This is a genomic window from Metapseudomonas boanensis, assembly GCF_042232855.1.
Classification (GTDB): domain Bacteria; phylum Pseudomonadota; class Gammaproteobacteria; order Pseudomonadales; family Pseudomonadaceae; genus Metapseudomonas; species Metapseudomonas boanensis.
Genome location: NZ_CP113889.1, coordinates 4,037,993 through 4,052,991 on the forward strand (window position 1 = coordinate 4,037,993; position 14,999 = coordinate 4,052,991).

The window sequence follows — 14,999 nt, forward strand, 5'->3', positions numbered from 1 at the left end:
GGCGCCAGCAGGGGTTTGTTTGCCTTACCAGAGGGCCAGGGTGTAGCCGAGGATCAGGCGGTTTTCGTCAACGTCAGTCGTGAGCCCGTTGCCGGAGCGGAAGGTCACATTGCGCCAGCGCAGGCTCAGGCCCTTGAGGCCGCCGCTTTGCACTACGTAGGCGAGGTCGGTATCGCGTTCCCATTCCTCACCGTCGTCGGTGGTCGTCGTTTTGACGTTGCGGCCGTCGACATAGCGGGTCATGAAGGTCAGGCCGGGAACGCCCAGGCTGGCGAAGTCGAAGTCGTAGCGCAGTTGCCAGGCATCTTCCTCGGCGCGGGTAAAGGTGTTGAAGGTCACCAGGTTGACCACGTACGGGTCGCCGCCATTGAGAAAGGGGAAGGCACTGTCGCCGGACATGCTCTGGAAGGCCGCGCTGACGCGGTGCGGCCCGTGGATCAGGCTGAACATGCCGTTGAGGTTGCGGTTATCGATCTCTCCCGCCCGCTCGTTGCCATCACCGCGACTGTCGAAGTAGCGAATGTCACTGCGCAGGGTGAAGCCGGCCGGCAGCGGCTGGGTGTGCAGCAGACCGGCAAACTGCTGGCGATAGATGTCGTCCAGCGTGCCGTAGTAGTAACTGAGCGCCAACTGCGGGTTGATGGCGTAGGTGCCGCCTGCGAAGTCGAAGGCATCGCTGCTGGCTGCACCGTAGCCGATGTCGTCGCGGCTGGAAGAGTCGCGCAGGTTAGTGCGGGTCAGGCGGCCGCCGTTGAACGTCAGGCCCTCCAGTTCCTGGGAAGTCAGCATGCCGCCCTGGAAGGTAGAGGAAAGCAGCCGGGTGTCGTTGTAGGTGGCTACCGGCAGCAACGGTTGCAGGGTGCCCAGGCGCAGCACGCTTTTGGAGGCGCGCAGCTTGGCGGTCAGGCCCAGTTCGCTGTAGTCATCCACCGGCTCCTTGCTCGTGGGGCCGAAGGGCAGCAGCCCCGTGCCGCGACGATCGCGGCTGGAATCCAGCTTGAGGCCCAACTCGCCGATGGCGTCGAGACCGACACCGACCGTGCCCTCGGTAAAGCCGGATTCCAGGCGTGCAGTAAAACCCTGGCCCCATTCGGCGGCTTTGGACTGCACCGCGCCCTCCTGGCGGAAGTCGCGGTTCAGGTAGTGGTTGCGCAGTTCCAGAGTGCCTTTGCTGTCTTCGAGAAAGCCTGCCAGGGCCGACGTGGCAAAGGGCAGGGTGAGCGCCGCCAGCAGCGGCGCAGAAATGCGGGTGTGGGTCATTGTTCTTGTATCCATCATCCGGTTCGACTGGGCTCAGTGGCGGCTGGCAGCGGCTGCGCCGATGCCGGTCATGGAGCGAATGAATTGCGCCAGGTAACGGCCGCGTTCCTCGCGGGCACGCTCGGAACTGTCGGTCACCGAGAGCAGCCAGGCACTGAAGAAGGCCAGCCCCATGGAGAACAGCGCCGGGTTGGAGTAGGGGAACAGGGCCTTGTCGTGATGCAGCACGTTCACCCAGACCGCCGGGCTGAGTACCAGCAGGACGATGGCCGAGAGCAGGCCGGCAACGCTGCCCGCAACGGCGCCACGGGTGGTCAGGCCTTTCCAGAACATGGAGAGGAACAGCACCGGGAAGTTGACCGAGGCGGCGATGGCCAGCACCAGGCCGGATAGGAAGGCGATGTTCTGCGACTCGAACAGCAGGCCGAGGATCACCGCCAGCACGCCAATGCACAGGGTGGCGATGCGGGAGACGCGCATTTCTTCGCGCTCGGTCGCCTTGCCCTTGCGAATCACGCAGGCATAGAGGTCGTGGGAGACCGCTGACGCACCAGATAGCGCCAGGCCCGCGACCACGGCGAGGATGGTGGCGAAGGCCACGGCCGAGATGAAGCCGAGGAACAGGCTGCCGCCCACAGCATGGGAGAGGTGCACTGCAACCATATTGCCGCCGCCGATGATGGCACCTGCTGCATCACGGAACTCGGGGTTGGTGCCGACCATGACGATGGAGCCGAAGCCGACCACGATCAGCAGCAGGTAGAAGTAGCCGATGAAGCCAGTGGCGTAGAACACGCTCTTGCGCGCTTCCTTGGCGCTGCCAACGGTGAAGAAGCGCATGAGGATATGCGGCAGGCCGGCGGTGCCGAACATCATGCCGAGCCCCAGGGAGATGGCATCGATTGGGTTCGACAGCAAGCCGCCGGGCGCCATGATCGCGGTGCCTTTGGCATGCACGGAGGTCGCGGCGGCGAACATGGCTTCGGTGCTGAAGCCGAAGTGCTTGAGGACCATGAAGGCCATGAAGCTGGTGCCCGAGAGCAGCAGAACCGCCTTGATGATTTGCACCCAGGTGGTGGCCAGCATGCCGCCGAAGGTCACGTAGCAAACCATCAGCACGCCCACCAGCAGCACCGCTTGCAGGTAGGAAAGGCCAAACAGCAGTTCGATCAGCTTGCCGGCGCCGACCATCTGCGCCACCAGGTACATCAGCGCCACGGTCAGGGTGCCGAAGGCGGCTGTGATGCGGATCGGGCTCTGATCCAGGCGATAGGAAACCACGTCAGCGAAGGTGTACTTGCCCAGGTTGCGCAGGCGTTCGGCGATCAGGAACAGGATGATCGGCCAGCCGGCGAGTACGCCCAGGGCGTAGAGCAGACCGTCGTAGCCATTCATGAACATCATCGCGGAAATGCCCAGGAAGGACGCCGCACTGATCATGTCACCGGCGATCGCCAGGCCGTTCTGGAAGCCGGTGAGGCCGCCGCCGGCGGTGTAGAAATCGGCGGTCGAGTGGGTGCGCAGGGCGGCCCAGCGGGTAATGCCGAGGGTGAAGAGGACGAACAGCAGGAACATGCCAATGGCGTTCCAGTTCAGCGGGCGCGCGGCGGTTTCCGCGGCGAGGGCGTTGTCGGCAATCAGGATGCCGCCAGCGAGCAACAGGCTGAGCAGGGCTTTCATTGGGCGCACTCCTGCTTCAGCTTGTCGTTCAGCGGGTCCAGTATGGCGTTGGTGCGCTGCACATAGATGCCGGTCAGGGCGAAGGAGAGGATGACGATGACCACGCCCACCAGCATGCCAACGGTGGTGACTCCGCCACTGAGGGGTTGGCCGAGGACGCCGGGGGCAAAGGCCACCAGCAGCACGAAGCCGTAATAGATCACCAGCATGGCCGCGGTCAGGGACCAGGTCAGGCGCTGCTTGCGGCGAACCAGTTGAAGGAAATCGGGATGCTGACGGATTCGATCAAGGTCTTGCGGGGTCATGGTTGCTCTCTCTTGTTGTGATTGTGAGGCGGTGTTTTCACGGGCCGACGGCAAGGCCCGGGTATTGCTCTGGTTCTTGTAGGAGCCAGCTTGCTGGCGAAGCTCTTTGGAGCTCCGCTTTCGCGAGCAAGCTCGCTCCTACAGCTCGTTTGCCCTGAGTCAGAGCTGGTCGAAGTCGAGGACTACCTTGTCGCTGATCGGGAAGGTCTGGCAGGACAGGACATAGCCCGCTGCCACCTCGTAGTCCTCCAGGGCGAAGTTGCTGTCCATTTCCACCTCGCCCTCGACCACCTTGCACTTGCAGGTCGAGCACACGCCGGCCTTGCAGGAGTAGGGCAGTTCGGCACCCTGGGCGTTGCCGGCCTCGAGGACGCTGACACTGTTGCGCGGCAGTTCGAAGGACAGCTCGCGGCCATCGCTGATGACCGTGATCTGGCTCACGGCGCCATCGGTGGCACGGGCGGCCTCGCGGGCTTCGCGCTTCTCGCTGCTTCCGGCGGCGGCGAACAACTCGAAGTGGATGCGCTCGGCCGGCATGCCGTTGCCCTTGAGCTGGTCGCGGACGGTTTCGGTCATGGCCTGCGGGCCGCAGATGAATGCGGCGTCCAGGGTCTTGACGTCAATCCAGCGGGAGAACAGTTGGCCGCATTTGTCGGCGTCGATACGGCCGTTGTAGAGGTCAACATCCTGCTGCTCCCGGCTGAACACGAAGATCAGGTTGAGGCGTTGCAGGTAGCGGTTCTTCAGGTCCTCCAGCTGCTCGCGGAACAGCGCCGAGCCGCTGGAACGGTTGCCGTAGAGCAGGGTCACGCGGCTGTGGGGCTCGGCTTCCAGAGTGGTCTTGATGATCGACAGGATCGGCGTAATGCCGCTGCCGGCGGCCACCGCCAGGTAGTTGCCATGGCGCGCGGTATCCAGCGGGACGAAGAAGTGCCCCGACGGCGGCATCACTTCCAGGCTCTGACCGGCCTTGAGTTGTTCGTTGGCATAGGCGGAAAAGCGGCCGCCGGGCACGCGCTTGATCGCCACGCGCAGTTCGCCGTCATTGACGCCGGTGCAGATGGAGTAGGAGCGACGCACTTCTTCACCGTCGAGGTGGGTACGCATCACCAGGTGCTGACCCTGGGTGAAGCGGAAGCTGTCGGCCAGATCGGCAGGAACGTCGAAGGCGATGGACACCGCGTCGCGGGTTTCCGGGCGCACTTCCTTGATCGTCAGGCTGTGGAATTTGCTCATTGTTCTTCTCCGACGGCGGCGCCGTTCAGATGCACTTGAAGTAGTCGAATGGCTCGAGGCAATCGCGGCAGCGGTACAGCGCTTTGCAGGCCGTCGAGCCGAACTCGCTGAGCCGCTCGGTATGGGCGCTGCCGCACTGTGGACAGCACACCTCCGGTGTCTCGCCCAGCAGGCTGCGCTTGCTGGAGCTGCCCACTGGCGGGGCGATGCCGTATACGCGCAGGCGTTCGCGGCCCTCGGCGCTGATCCAGTCCGTTGTCCAGGCCGGGGTCAGGCGGCGCTCCAGGCGCGGGGCGAAGCCCGCGTCCAGCAGCGCCTGCTCGATGTCACGCTCGATGACCTCGGTGGCCGGGCACCCGGAGTAGGTGGGAGTCACCACCACGTGCAACTCGCCGTCCTGCTCGTCGACTGCGCGGACGATGCCGAGGTCGACGACGCTGACCACCGGGACTTCCGGGTCCATCACCGCGCCCAGCACATGCCAGGCGCGGCTCAGGTCCTCGGTGCCGAGCGGCCCGCGGACGCGGTCGCTGGCGATCAGCTCACCAGGTCGCATCGGGGTAGGCTCGCTGAAGGAACTGCATTTCGGCCAGCAGCAGCCCGAGGTGCTCGGTGTGCAGGCCACGTTTGCCGCTCAGGTAGAAGTAGCTGGCCGGCTCCGGCAGGGGCAGGGTGGCGCTGGCGAACACGTCGGCGACCTTGGCCTTCCAGGCGGCAGCCTGTTCGGCTGGGTTCGGTGCGATTCCGGCTTCGAACAGGCGTTGCTCGATTTCGTCGCCATTCACCAGTTCCACGGTGAAGCGCCAGACCTCGGGGATAGCCGCCAGCATGCGCTTGTGGCTTTCCTCGGTACCGTCACCCAGGCGCTCGACCCATTCGGCGGAGCGGCGCAGGTGGTAGGTGACTTCTTTCAGGGCCTTGGCGGCAATGCCGGCCACGCGCTCGTCGCTGGAACCAGTCAGGCCGTGCAGGATCTGGAAATGCCAGGCGTCAAACAGGAATTGCTTGGTGATGGTCACGGCATAATCGCCGTTAGGCTGCTCCACCAGCAGCAGATTGCGGTAGGCGCGCTCGTCACGGCGGAACGCCAGGTGGTCGGCGTCGCGGCCGTCGCTCAGCAACTCGGCGGCATATTCCAGCCAGTTGCGCGCCTGGCCTACGAGGTCGAGGCCGACGTTCATCAGCGCCAACTCTTCTTCCAGCGCCGGAGCACGGCCGCACCATTCGCAGAGGCGCTGGCCCTGGACCAAGGCGCTATCGCCAAGGCGCAGCAGGTATTCGATCAGGTCGGTGTTCGGGTTCATGGCGCGCGCCTCACATGTGGCCGACTTCGGGCGGCAGCTCGTAGAAGCTGGCGTGGCGGTAGACCTTGTCCTGCGCCGGGTCGAACAGCGGCTCCTTCTCGTCCGGAGAGGAGGCGGTGATCAGTGCGGACGGCACGACCCACAGGCTCACGCCTTCGTTGCGGCGGGTGTACAGCTCGCGGGCGTTCTCGATGGCCATGGGCGCATCCGCGGCATGCACGCTGCCAACATGCTTGTGGTTGAGGCCGTGCTTGCTGCGCACGAAGACTTCGAAAAGGGTCCATTCGGACATGGCGGGAATCTCCAGATCAGGGGCAGGTCAAGCGGCGTCCGCTTTGCGTTGTTGTTTGCGGGCGTGGGCGACCGCGGCTTCGCGGACCCAGGCGCCGTCTTCGATGGCTTTACGGCGGGTACTGACGCGCTCGTGATTGCACGGGCCGTTGCCCTTGAGCACTTCGTAGAACTCGTCCCACTGGATTTCGCCGAAGTCGTAGTGGCCGCGTGCCTCGTTCCACTTCAGGTCCGGGTCCGGGGCGGTGCAGCCGAGCAACTCCAGTTGCGGCACGGTCTGGTCGATGAAGCGCTGGCGCAGTTCGTCGTTGCTCTGGCGTTTGATCTTCCAGGCCATCGACTGGGCGCTGTTGGGGGAATGTTCGTCGCTGGGGCCGAACATCATCAGGGCCGGCCACCAGAGGCGGTTGATAGCGTCCTGGACCATGTCCTTCTGGGCCTGGGTGCCGTGGCGCATCATCGTCAGGAGGATTTCGTAACCCTGGCGCTGGTGGAAGCTCTCCTCCTTGCAGATACGGATCATCGCGCGGGAGTAGGGGCCGTAGGAGGTGCGCTGCAGCACCACCTGGTTGACGATGGCAGCGCCATCTACCAGCCAGCCCACCGCGCCCATATCCGCCCAGTTCAAGGTTGGGTAGTTGAAGATGCTCGAGTACTTGGCGCGGCCGCTGTGCAGCTTGGCGACCTCTTCGTCACGGTCGGCGCCCAGGGTTTCCATGGCGCTGTAGAGGTACAGGCCGTGGCCAGCCTCATCCTGGATCTTGGCCATCAGCTGCAGCTTGCGCTTGAGTGTCGGGGCGCGGGTCACCCAGTTGCCTTCAGGCAGCATGCCGACGATCTCGGAGTGGGCGTGTTGGGAAATCTGGCGGATCAGCGTCTGCCGGTAGGCGTCCGGCATCCAGTTCTTCGCTTCGATCTTGATCTCCGCGTCGATCTTTTCCTGGAAGGCGCGCTCCTCCGGGGACATCTCCTCCAGCGCCTTCACGCGCTTCACGCCGGTTTCAACCAATTGTGCGTACATGCCGTTCTCCAGCCATGCAGGGTTCGTGGGGTGGCCTGGGCCATGGCGCTATTTTTAAATGATACAAAAACAAATATCAAACACTAATTTGTGTATCTTGTGTTCTTTTTGTATCGCTTTGACGAGTGGTAGGGGCGGCGAGCGGGCATCGCGAAAGGGCTCTTCATCTTCCTCGCAGGAGCGAATTCATTCGCGACAATGCGCTGAAATGGCTGAAATAGCCTGGATCAGAGTGGAGTTGACCTGCTTTTGCGAATGGGCTCGCTCCTGCAGGGGCGTGCTCCGGCCTCACGTTTGGCCATGTGATACGTAAAGTTGATATTAGTGTTTGTATATGCTGTTGCTTTTGGGGCGTTCAGGCCGACCAGCGATTCGTGTGGGGGTAGTGGAGTAGGCGCGTGGCTCTTGCGTACCTCCCACTCCTACGCGCTGCGAGCTAAAAACCGGACTCCACGAAGAAGCCGGGACTCGGATCGAAGAGACGGATCACGACACCCTGATGGTGGTGGTGCCGGAAGAAGAACGGCTGGCGCACCCTACGAAGCTCCGATGGAACTCCAAGAAACGCTGGGGATGGCCCACGAATTGATGGGAGTGGCCCATGAATCCGTGGTGGTGCCCCATGAGGGCAGCATGGCTGTGCCGGTAATGAAAGCCCCCGAAGTGGCCACCGCCGAGGTGGGCAGGGACCAGCAATCGCCGGATCGACAGGATGGGGGGCGAAGTTGCGCCCCATCCGACCGGCGGCCATCATCGCTCCGCTCTCGAAACGGAGCACGAGCCGGCCGAAGGTCCAGGTTCGACTCTCGGTAGGGTAAGGGCCTTTGCCCAGGCGCGTTAGCCATGGTGAGCGCGGGGACCATACTTATGTCAGTGGATTGATTACTCCAGAGGCTGGAGGTGGGTATGCGCTTCGATGCATTTTCCTTCGGCTCCATCAGCATCGATGGAGTCACCTATTCCCATGATGTAGTCATCGCTCATGAGCAGGTACGCAAACGCAAAAAAAAACCGTCCAGGAAGTTCCGCGATGCCTTTGGTCATACGCCGCTGTCAATTGAGGAGGACATCCCCTGGGATTGCCGCCGGCTTGTAATCGGCACCGGCACCGGGGCCTTGCCAGTCATGGAGGAGGTGAAGCGCGAGGCTGAGCGTCGGCACGTTGAGTTGCTCATAGTGCCGACTGAGAAAGCCATCGCGAAGCTGGCGGAACAACTTCCTCAGACCAATGCGATTCTGCATCTGACCTGTTAGATCACGCTGCCCACCAATCGCAGATTGCTGACGACCGACCCCGCTCCTTTCATTGGCCGTGCCTGCGTTGTCCCTTTCCGGACTGAAGTCCGGGTTACCTGTGCCGTGAGCCGCTGCCGTTTGCGCAGGCATGAAAAACCCCGCCTGATACGGCGGGGCTTTTTGATGGCGCGGCCTCAGCTCTTGTTGCGCTTGTCGAAGACGTGGCAGGCCTTGCCTTCGGAGCGCTTCAGCGAGTAGCTGGGGCGCAGGACGATGCGCGAGCTGATGCCGATGTAGGTCTTGATGTACTTCGACAGTTCGTTGCACAGGGCCTGCTGCTGCGATTCGCCGAGTTGATCGTGCTCGTGCTTGAGTTCGACGTGGACCTCGATGCTGTCCAGGTTGCCGTTGCGGAACAGGTGGATCTCGTAGTTCTCGGAGAGCTGCTTGACCTTCAGCACCTGCTCCTCGATCTGGGTCGGGAACACGTTGACACCGCGGATGATCAGCATGTCATCGCTGCGGCCGGTGATCTTGTCCATGCGCCGCATCGGCCGCGCGGTGCCCGGCAGCAGGCGGGTCAGGTCGCGGGTGCGGTAGCGGATCATCGGCAGCGCTTCTTTCGACAGCGAGGTGAACACCAGCTCGCCCAGTTGGCCGTCCGGCAGCACTTCGCCGGTCACCGGGTCGATGATCTCGGGGTAGAAGTGGTCTTCCCAGATGGTCGGACCGTCTTTGGTTTCCGCGCACTCCATGGCGACGCCCGGGCCCATGATTTCCGACAGGCCGTATATGTCCAGGGCAGTGATCCCCAGGCGCTCTTCGATGGCGCGGCGCAGTTCGGCGGTCCAGGGTTCGGCGCCGAAGATGCCCAGGCGCAGGGCCAGTTTGTGCGGGTCGATGCCCTGGCGCTCGATCTCGTCCGCCAGGTTCAGCATGTAGGACGGGGTGACCATGATGATGTCCGGCTGGAAGTCGCGAATCAGCTGGACCTGCTTCTCGGTCTGGCCCCCGGACATCGGGATCACGGTGCAGCCAAGGCGCTCGGCGCCGTAGTGGGCGCCCAGGCCGCCGGTGAACAGGCCATACCCGTAGGAGATGTGCACCTTGTCGCCCTTGCGGCCGCCGGCGGCGCGGATCGAGCGGGCCACGACGTTGGCCCAGGTGTCGATGTCGTTCTGGGTATAGCCGACCACGGTGGGTTTACCGGTGGTGCCGCTGGAGGCATGCAGGCGCACCACGTCCTGCATGGGAACGGCGAACATGCCGTAGGGGTAGTTGTCGCGCAGGTCGGACTTGGTGGTGAAGGGGAACTTGGCCAGGTCTTCCAGAGACTTGAGGTCATCAGGGTGCACGCCCAGTGCGTCGAAGCGCTGGCGGTACAGCGGGACGTTCTCGTAGGCGTGCTTCAGGCTCCAGCGCAGGCGCTCCAGCTGGTGCTGGCGCAACTGGTCGATGCTGGCGGTTTCCATCGGGTCAAGCAAGGCGGTTTTGGCAATCATGTTCATGGTTCACTCGCATTGTTCTTGTGCGTCAGCCCGCGTGGACTGTGAGTGCTATGAGGGCAGGATAACGCCCCCGTGTTCCTTGGTCGCTGGTGCTTTGGTCAAACCCGCTCGATGACCAGGGCGATGCCCTGGCCTACGCCGATGCACATGGTGCAGAGGGCGTAACGGCCCTGGCGCTCTTCGAGTTCGTGCAGGGCGGTGGTGACGAGGCGGGCGCCGCTCATGCCCAGCGGGTGGCCGAGGGCGATGGCGCCACCGTTGGGATTGACCCGTGCGTCATCGTCGGCCAGGCCCAGCTCACGCAGTACCGCTAGGCCTTGTGCGGCGAAGGCTTCGTTGAGTTCGATCACATCCATGTCCGCCAGGGACAGGCCGGTCAGTTCCAGCACCTTGCGGGTGGCCGGTACCGGGCCAATACCCATGATGCGTGGCTCGACCCCGGCCGTGGCCATGCCGACCACGCGGGCGCGGGCCTTGAGACCGAAGCGCTTGGCGGCTTCGCTACTGGCCATCAGCAGGGCGCAGGCGCCGTCATTGACGCCGGAGGCATTGCCGGCAGTGACGCTGCCGCCTTGGCGGAACGGCGTACCCAGTTTGGCCAGTTGCTCCAGGGTGGTATCGCCGCGCGGGTGCTCATCCTGCTCGACCCGTTTCGGCGGGCCTTTGCGCTGCGGGATTTCCACCGGGACTATCTCTTTCGCCAGTCGGCCGTTGGCTTGTGCTGCGGCAGCCTTGTGCTGGCTACGCAGGGCAAAGGCGTCCTGGTCGGCGCGGGGAATGTTGAACTGTTCGGCGACGTTTTCTGCGGTTTCCGGCATGGAGTCGATGCCAAACTGGGCTTTCATCAGCGGGTTGACGAAGCGCCAGCCGATGGTGGTGTCGAAGATTTCCGCCTGGCGGGAGAACGCGGTTTCGGCTTTGCCCAACACGAGGGGGGCGCGGGACATGGACTCGACACCGCCAGCGAGCATCAGCCCGGCTTCCCCACAGCGCAGTGCTCGGGCAGCGTTGCCGATGGCGTCCAGTCCGGAGCCGCAGAGGCGGTTCAATGTGGTGCCAGGCACGGTCACCGGCAGGCCGGCCAACAGGGCGGACATGCGTGCGACGTTGCGGTTGTCTTCGCCGGCCTGATTCGCGCAGCCATAGATGACGTCATCTATGGCGCTCCAGTCCAGTTCCGGGTGGCGTTGCATCAGGGCACGCAGCGGCACCGCGCCGAGGTCGTCGGCGCGGACGCTGGCGAGGGCGCCAGCGTAGCGCCCGATGGGCGTGCGCACGGCGTCGATGATCAAAGCGTCATTCATCTGCGTTCTCCTGCGCGAGTACCGAACCGCGCACTTTGTAGGACTTGCCATGGAAGAGGGCGATCAGTTGCCCATCCTGATTTTCAATGCGCACGTCGTAGTTGCCGGTGCGACCGCTGCGGCTCTGCTCGATGGCCTGGGCGGTCAGGGTGTCGCCCAGGCGCGCCGGGGCTACGTAGTCGATGCTGCAGCCGATAGCCACGGTCGCTTCGTTGTAGGTATTGCAGGCAAAGGCGAAGGCCGAGTCCGCCAGGGCGAACAGGTAGCCGCCGTGGCAGGTGCCGTGGCCCTGGACCATGTCATCGCGCACGCTCATGCCGACCCGTGCAGCACCCGGCGCCACCGAAAGCAGGCGCATGCCCATGCGCTGGCTGGCAGCGTCACGCTCGAATAGCGCGCTGGCGCAGGTTTCGGCGAGGGAGAGGGCTTGCTGGTTAGTCATGGAAGTTCCTCCCCTCGGCAACCCTTCGGCGCAGCAGCAGGGAAGGGCGATAGCGTTCTTCGCCATAACTGGCCTGGAGGTTTTCCAGGGTCTTGAGTACCGCCGGCAGACCGATGGCATCAGCCCAGGCCAGCGGACCTTGCGGGTAGTTGACGCCAGCGCGCATGGCCAGGTCGATGTCGGTGACCGAGCCGACACCTTGCAGGACCGCATCGGCACCTTCATTGGCGAGCATGGCGACGGTGCGAAGAACGGCGAGGGCGGGGATGTCGGCCAGCCCGCTGACCTTGAGCCCGGAGCGTTGTAGCAGGGCGACGGCCTGGTCGCGTGCAGTGGCCGTGGTGTCGGCCGCCCAGGTGATGCCCAGGCGACCCGCTTTGGCGAAATCCAGGGCGAGATCGATCAGCACCAGGTTGCGCAGGCCGTCTTCGCGGGCGCGCTGGCTGGCCAGGCGGCCGTCCGACAGGGCGAGTACGGCGTCGCCGACCCGCAGCAGGCCGCTGCCATCGCGCTCGGTGACGGCGACGCCGGCTGCCTTCAAGCGCTGGACCAGATGGCGGGCGATGCCCAGGTCGCCTTCGATGACGCAGGCGTTCACCTGGGCATCGCTGTTCAGTTCGGCCGGTTGCGGGCGTTCGGCGCCTTCGGCGTAGTCATAGAAGCCGCGCCCGCTCTTGCGGCCGAGACGGCCGGCGTCGACCAGTTCCTTCTGGGTCAGCGAGGGCTGAAAGCGGAAATCGCCGTAATAGGCGTCGAACACGGAGCAAGTCACGGCGTAGTTGACGTCATGGCCAATCAGGTCGGTCAGCTCGAACGCGCCCATGCGGAAGCCACCGGCGTCGCGCATCAGAGCGTCGAGGGTGGCGCAATCGGCGGCGCCTTCCTGCAGCAGACGCAGGCTTTCGGCATAGAAGGGACGTGCCACGCGGTTGACGATGAAGCCCGGCGTGGACTTCGTGTGCACCGGCTGTTTGCCCCAGGCCTTGGCGGTTTCGTACAAGCATTGGGCAAGTGCGGGATCGCTGGCCAGGCCCGCGACGATTTCCACTAGCGCCATCAGCGGCGCCGGGTTGAAGAAGTGCATACCGAGCACCCGACCCGGATGCTGGAGGCCGGCGGCCAGGCTGGTGATAGACAGCGAGGAGGTGTTGCTGGCGAGGATGCAGTCGGCGCTGCACAGCGCTTCCAGCTGGCGTAGCAGGGCGCGCTTGATCTCGAGGTTCTCGACGATGGCCTCGATCACCAGGCTGGCATCGGCCAGGGCCTCGATGGCCTCAGCCGGTTGCAGGCGGGCGACGATGGAGCTGCGGGCCTCGGCATCGAGCTTGCCTTTCTCGACCAGACGGCCGAGCTGGCGGTCGATGCCGTCAATGGCTTGGGCGGCGGCGCCGGCGCGATTGTCATAAAGCCTGACCGGGTGCCCGGCCTGCGCGGCAACCTGGGCGATGCCGGCACCCATGGCGCCAGCGCCGATGACGGCGACAGTAGCGGAAGTGTTCAGGGCAGGCATGGGCTCAGCGTCCTTTAAAACTGGGGGTGCGCTTTTCCATGAAGGCACTGACGCCTTCGCGGTAGTCCTCGCTGCGGCCGGCAAGGCGTTGCAGGTCGCGTTCGAGGTCCAGCTGTTCGTCGAAGCTGTTGCTCAGGCTGGCATTCAGGCTTCGCTTGATCAGGGCGAGGCCATAGGTGGGCTGGGCAGCCAGGTGGCGGGCCAGCTTCAGGGCCTCTTCGCGCAATGCGGCATCGTTCACCACGCGGTAGATCAGGCCCCATTGCTCCGCCTGTTCGGCGGTCAGGCGATCACCCAGCAGGGTCAGCGCCTTGGCGCGGGCCATGCCGACCAGGCGGGGCAGGGTCCAGGTGCCGCCGGAATCCGGGATCAGGCCGATCTTGCAGAACGCCTGGATGAAGCTGGCGGAGCGGGCGGCCAGAACCAAGTCGCAGGCCAGTGGGATGTTGGCGCCGGCGCCGGCGGCCACGCCATTCACTGCGCAGATCACCGGCAGCGGCAGGTCGCGCAGCGCGCGGATCAGCGGGTTGTAGAACTTCTCGATGGATTCGCCCAGATCGGGCGCGGCAGAACCGGGAGCGACGTTACGGTCGCCCAGGTCCTGGCCTGCGCAGAAGCCGCGGCCTTCACCAGTCAGCAGGAGTACGCGAACTTCAGGGTTTTGCCTGACTAGTTTCAGCGCTTCGCGTACTTCGCCATGCATCTGGGCATTGAAGCTGTTCAGCTGTTCAGGGCGATTGAGGCTGAGGGTCGCGACGCCCGCCTCGATGGAAAAGAGGATGTGCTCGAAGTTCATGGGCAAGGGCGCTCCAGGTCTGTCGAAGAGGTCGGTCGGCCAGTGGTTACTGGCCGGTGAATTCGGGGCGGCGTTTTTCCTGGAAGGCGCGAATGCCTTCCTCGCGGTCCTGGGTGCCGGCCAGCACGGTGAAGGCATGGCGCTCGAAGCGAAGGCCGCTGGCGAGGTCGGTGTCCTCTGCCTTGAGCAGTGCCTCCTTGGCCAGGCGCACGGCCAAAGGCGCCTTCTGGGCAATGACGCGAGCGATGGCGATGGCTCGTTCGACGGTGAATTCCGGCTGGGTCACTTCGCTGACCAGGCCTGCGCGCAGGGCATGGCGGGCATCGATGGCTTCGCCCGTGAGCACCATCTGCATGGCCAGGGACTTGCCCACGGCGCGCAGCAGGCGCTGGGTGCCGCCGGCGCCGGGCATGATCCCGAGGTTGATTTCCGGTTGGCCGAAGCGGGCGTCTTCGCCGGCGATGAGAATGTCTGCATGCATGGCCAGTTCGCAGCCGCCGCCGAAGGCAAAGCCGTTCACGGCGGCGATCAGCGGTTTCTTGAAGGCGGTGATGCGCTGCCAGTGGGCCAGGCGCGGGTCATTGAGGATGCCCACCAGGTCACGCTCGGCCATTTCCTTGATATCGGCGCCAGCGGCAAAGGCCTTGCGGCTGCCGGTGATGACCACGGCGCGGGTATCGGCATCCTGTTCGGCGCTTTCCAGCTCAAAGGCCAGCTCGCCCAGCAGCTCGGTATTGAGGGCATTCAGTGCCTCGGGGCGCTGCAGGGTGATCAGGCGGACACCCTGCTCGGGAGGCAGGACGGCAAGGGTACGAGGCATGACGACTGTCCTCAGGCTGCACGCGCGGCATTGCCGCTCTTATTAGTGGGTCAGGGAAGGCCTTTCCTGTGCTGCCGAGGCGCGGGGCGAGGCAGCTCTTGCCGGAGTATACGCATAAAGCGATACAAGACAATATGTAAAAACATTATTTATGTGTCTTAAAGTCGGTGTTTTTGTGGGTGAGGTCGAGTGTCCTATCAAGTAGTGTCTGGCTGTATGTAGCGTAAATACTGGGTTATATGGCGTGAAGAGGCGGTTTGAAAGTGCCGATTGACCGATCGTCATC

15 protein-coding genes are annotated in these 14,999 nt (G+C 64.2%); 1 reads left to right on the plus strand and 14 read right to left on the minus strand.

Features of this window, described 5'->3' with window-relative positions; translation table 11 throughout:
* Positions 1-24: 24 nt before the first annotated feature.
* The 8 genes from OXH74_RS18890 to paaA form a co-directional block, all read right to left on the minus strand.
* On the minus strand, positions 25-1,260 hold the full coding sequence (locus tag OXH74_RS18890) for an OprD family porin (protein WP_375738330.1): 1,236 nt from the start codon (positions 1,258-1,260) through the stop codon (positions 25-27).
* A 33-nt stretch (positions 1,261-1,293) separates the two neighbouring features.
* A complete protein-coding gene (locus OXH74_RS18895; protein WP_375738331.1) occupies positions 1,294-2,940 on the minus strand; it encodes a cation acetate symporter in 1,647 nt (548 codons plus the stop codon).
* Positions 2,937-3,245 (minus strand): DUF485 domain-containing protein, encoded by a 309-nt coding sequence (locus OXH74_RS18900; RefSeq protein ID WP_375738332.1) that lies wholly within the window; start codon positions 3,243-3,245, stop codon positions 2,937-2,939. Before OXH74_RS18900 ends, OXH74_RS18895 begins: the two co-directional genes overlap by 4 nt.
* Positions 3,246-3,404: 159 nt before the next feature.
* Positions 3,405-4,481, minus strand: a complete 1,077-nt coding sequence (gene paaE / locus OXH74_RS18905) for a 1,2-phenylacetyl-CoA epoxidase subunit PaaE (protein ID WP_375738333.1) — start codon at positions 4,479-4,481, stop codon at positions 3,405-3,407.
* Between the two features lie 25 nt (positions 4,482-4,506).
* A complete protein-coding gene (gene paaD / locus OXH74_RS18910) occupies positions 4,507-5,037 on the minus strand; it encodes a 1,2-phenylacetyl-CoA epoxidase subunit PaaD (protein WP_375738334.1) in 531 nt (176 codons plus the stop codon).
* Positions 5,024-5,785 carry a 1,2-phenylacetyl-CoA epoxidase subunit PaaC gene (paaC, locus tag OXH74_RS18915; RefSeq protein ID WP_375738335.1) on the minus strand — a complete coding sequence of 254 codons (762 nt, stop codon included), beginning with the start codon at positions 5,783-5,785 and terminating at the stop codon, positions 5,024-5,026. Before paaC ends, paaD begins: the two co-directional genes overlap by 14 nt.
* 10 nt (positions 5,786-5,795) lie before the next feature.
* The gene (gene paaB, locus OXH74_RS18920; protein ID WP_215369951.1) at positions 5,796-6,077 is read right to left on the minus strand and encodes a 1,2-phenylacetyl-CoA epoxidase subunit PaaB; all 282 of its coding nucleotides are present in this window, start codon (positions 6,075-6,077) and stop codon (positions 5,796-5,798) included.
* A gap of 27 nt (positions 6,078-6,104) precedes the next feature.
* Positions 6,105-7,097, minus strand: a complete 993-nt coding sequence (paaA, locus tag OXH74_RS18925; protein WP_375738336.1) for a 1,2-phenylacetyl-CoA epoxidase subunit PaaA — start codon at positions 7,095-7,097, stop codon at positions 6,105-6,107.
* Between the two features lie 906 nt (positions 7,098-8,003).
* On the opposite strand from paaA, the gene OXH74_RS18930 reads away from it, so the two are divergent.
* Entirely contained in the window at positions 8,004-8,351 is a 348-nt protein-coding gene (locus OXH74_RS18930) for an MTH938/NDUFAF3 family protein (protein WP_375738337.1), read from the plus strand.
* 176 nt (positions 8,352-8,527) lie between these two features.
* On the opposite strand, the gene paaK is transcribed toward OXH74_RS18930, so the two are convergent.
* From paaK to paaF, 6 genes are all read right to left on the minus strand, one after another.
* The gene (gene paaK, locus OXH74_RS18935) at positions 8,528-9,841 is read right to left on the minus strand and encodes a phenylacetate--CoA ligase PaaK (RefSeq protein ID WP_375738338.1); all 1,314 of its coding nucleotides are present in this window, start codon (positions 9,839-9,841) and stop codon (positions 8,528-8,530) included.
* A gap of 98 nt (positions 9,842-9,939) precedes the next feature.
* The gene (pcaF, locus tag OXH74_RS18940; protein WP_375738339.1) at positions 9,940-11,145 is read right to left on the minus strand and encodes a 3-oxoadipyl-CoA thiolase; all 1,206 of its coding nucleotides are present in this window, start codon (positions 11,143-11,145) and stop codon (positions 9,940-9,942) included.
* The gene (gene paaI, locus OXH74_RS18945) at positions 11,138-11,587 is read right to left on the minus strand and encodes a hydroxyphenylacetyl-CoA thioesterase PaaI (RefSeq protein WP_375738340.1); all 450 of its coding nucleotides are present in this window, start codon (positions 11,585-11,587) and stop codon (positions 11,138-11,140) included. Before paaI ends, pcaF begins: the two co-directional genes overlap by 8 nt.
* Complete coding sequence (gene paaH, locus OXH74_RS18950; RefSeq protein WP_375738341.1) at positions 11,580-13,097, minus strand: 3-hydroxyacyl-CoA dehydrogenase PaaH; 1,518 nt, start codon at positions 13,095-13,097, stop codon at positions 11,580-11,582. The genes paaI and paaH overlap by 8 nt, the downstream gene beginning before the upstream one ends.
* A 4-nt stretch (positions 13,098-13,101) precedes the next feature.
* On the minus strand, positions 13,102-13,893 hold the full coding sequence (paaG, locus tag OXH74_RS18955; protein WP_375738342.1) for a 2-(1,2-epoxy-1,2-dihydrophenyl)acetyl-CoA isomerase PaaG: 792 nt from the start codon (positions 13,891-13,893) through the stop codon (positions 13,102-13,104).
* A 46-nt stretch (positions 13,894-13,939) separates the two neighbouring features.
* Positions 13,940-14,713, minus strand: a complete 774-nt coding sequence (gene paaF, locus OXH74_RS18960; protein WP_375738343.1) for a 2,3-dehydroadipyl-CoA hydratase PaaF — start codon at positions 14,711-14,713, stop codon at positions 13,940-13,942.
* Between the last annotated feature and the right edge of the window lie 286 nt (positions 14,714-14,999).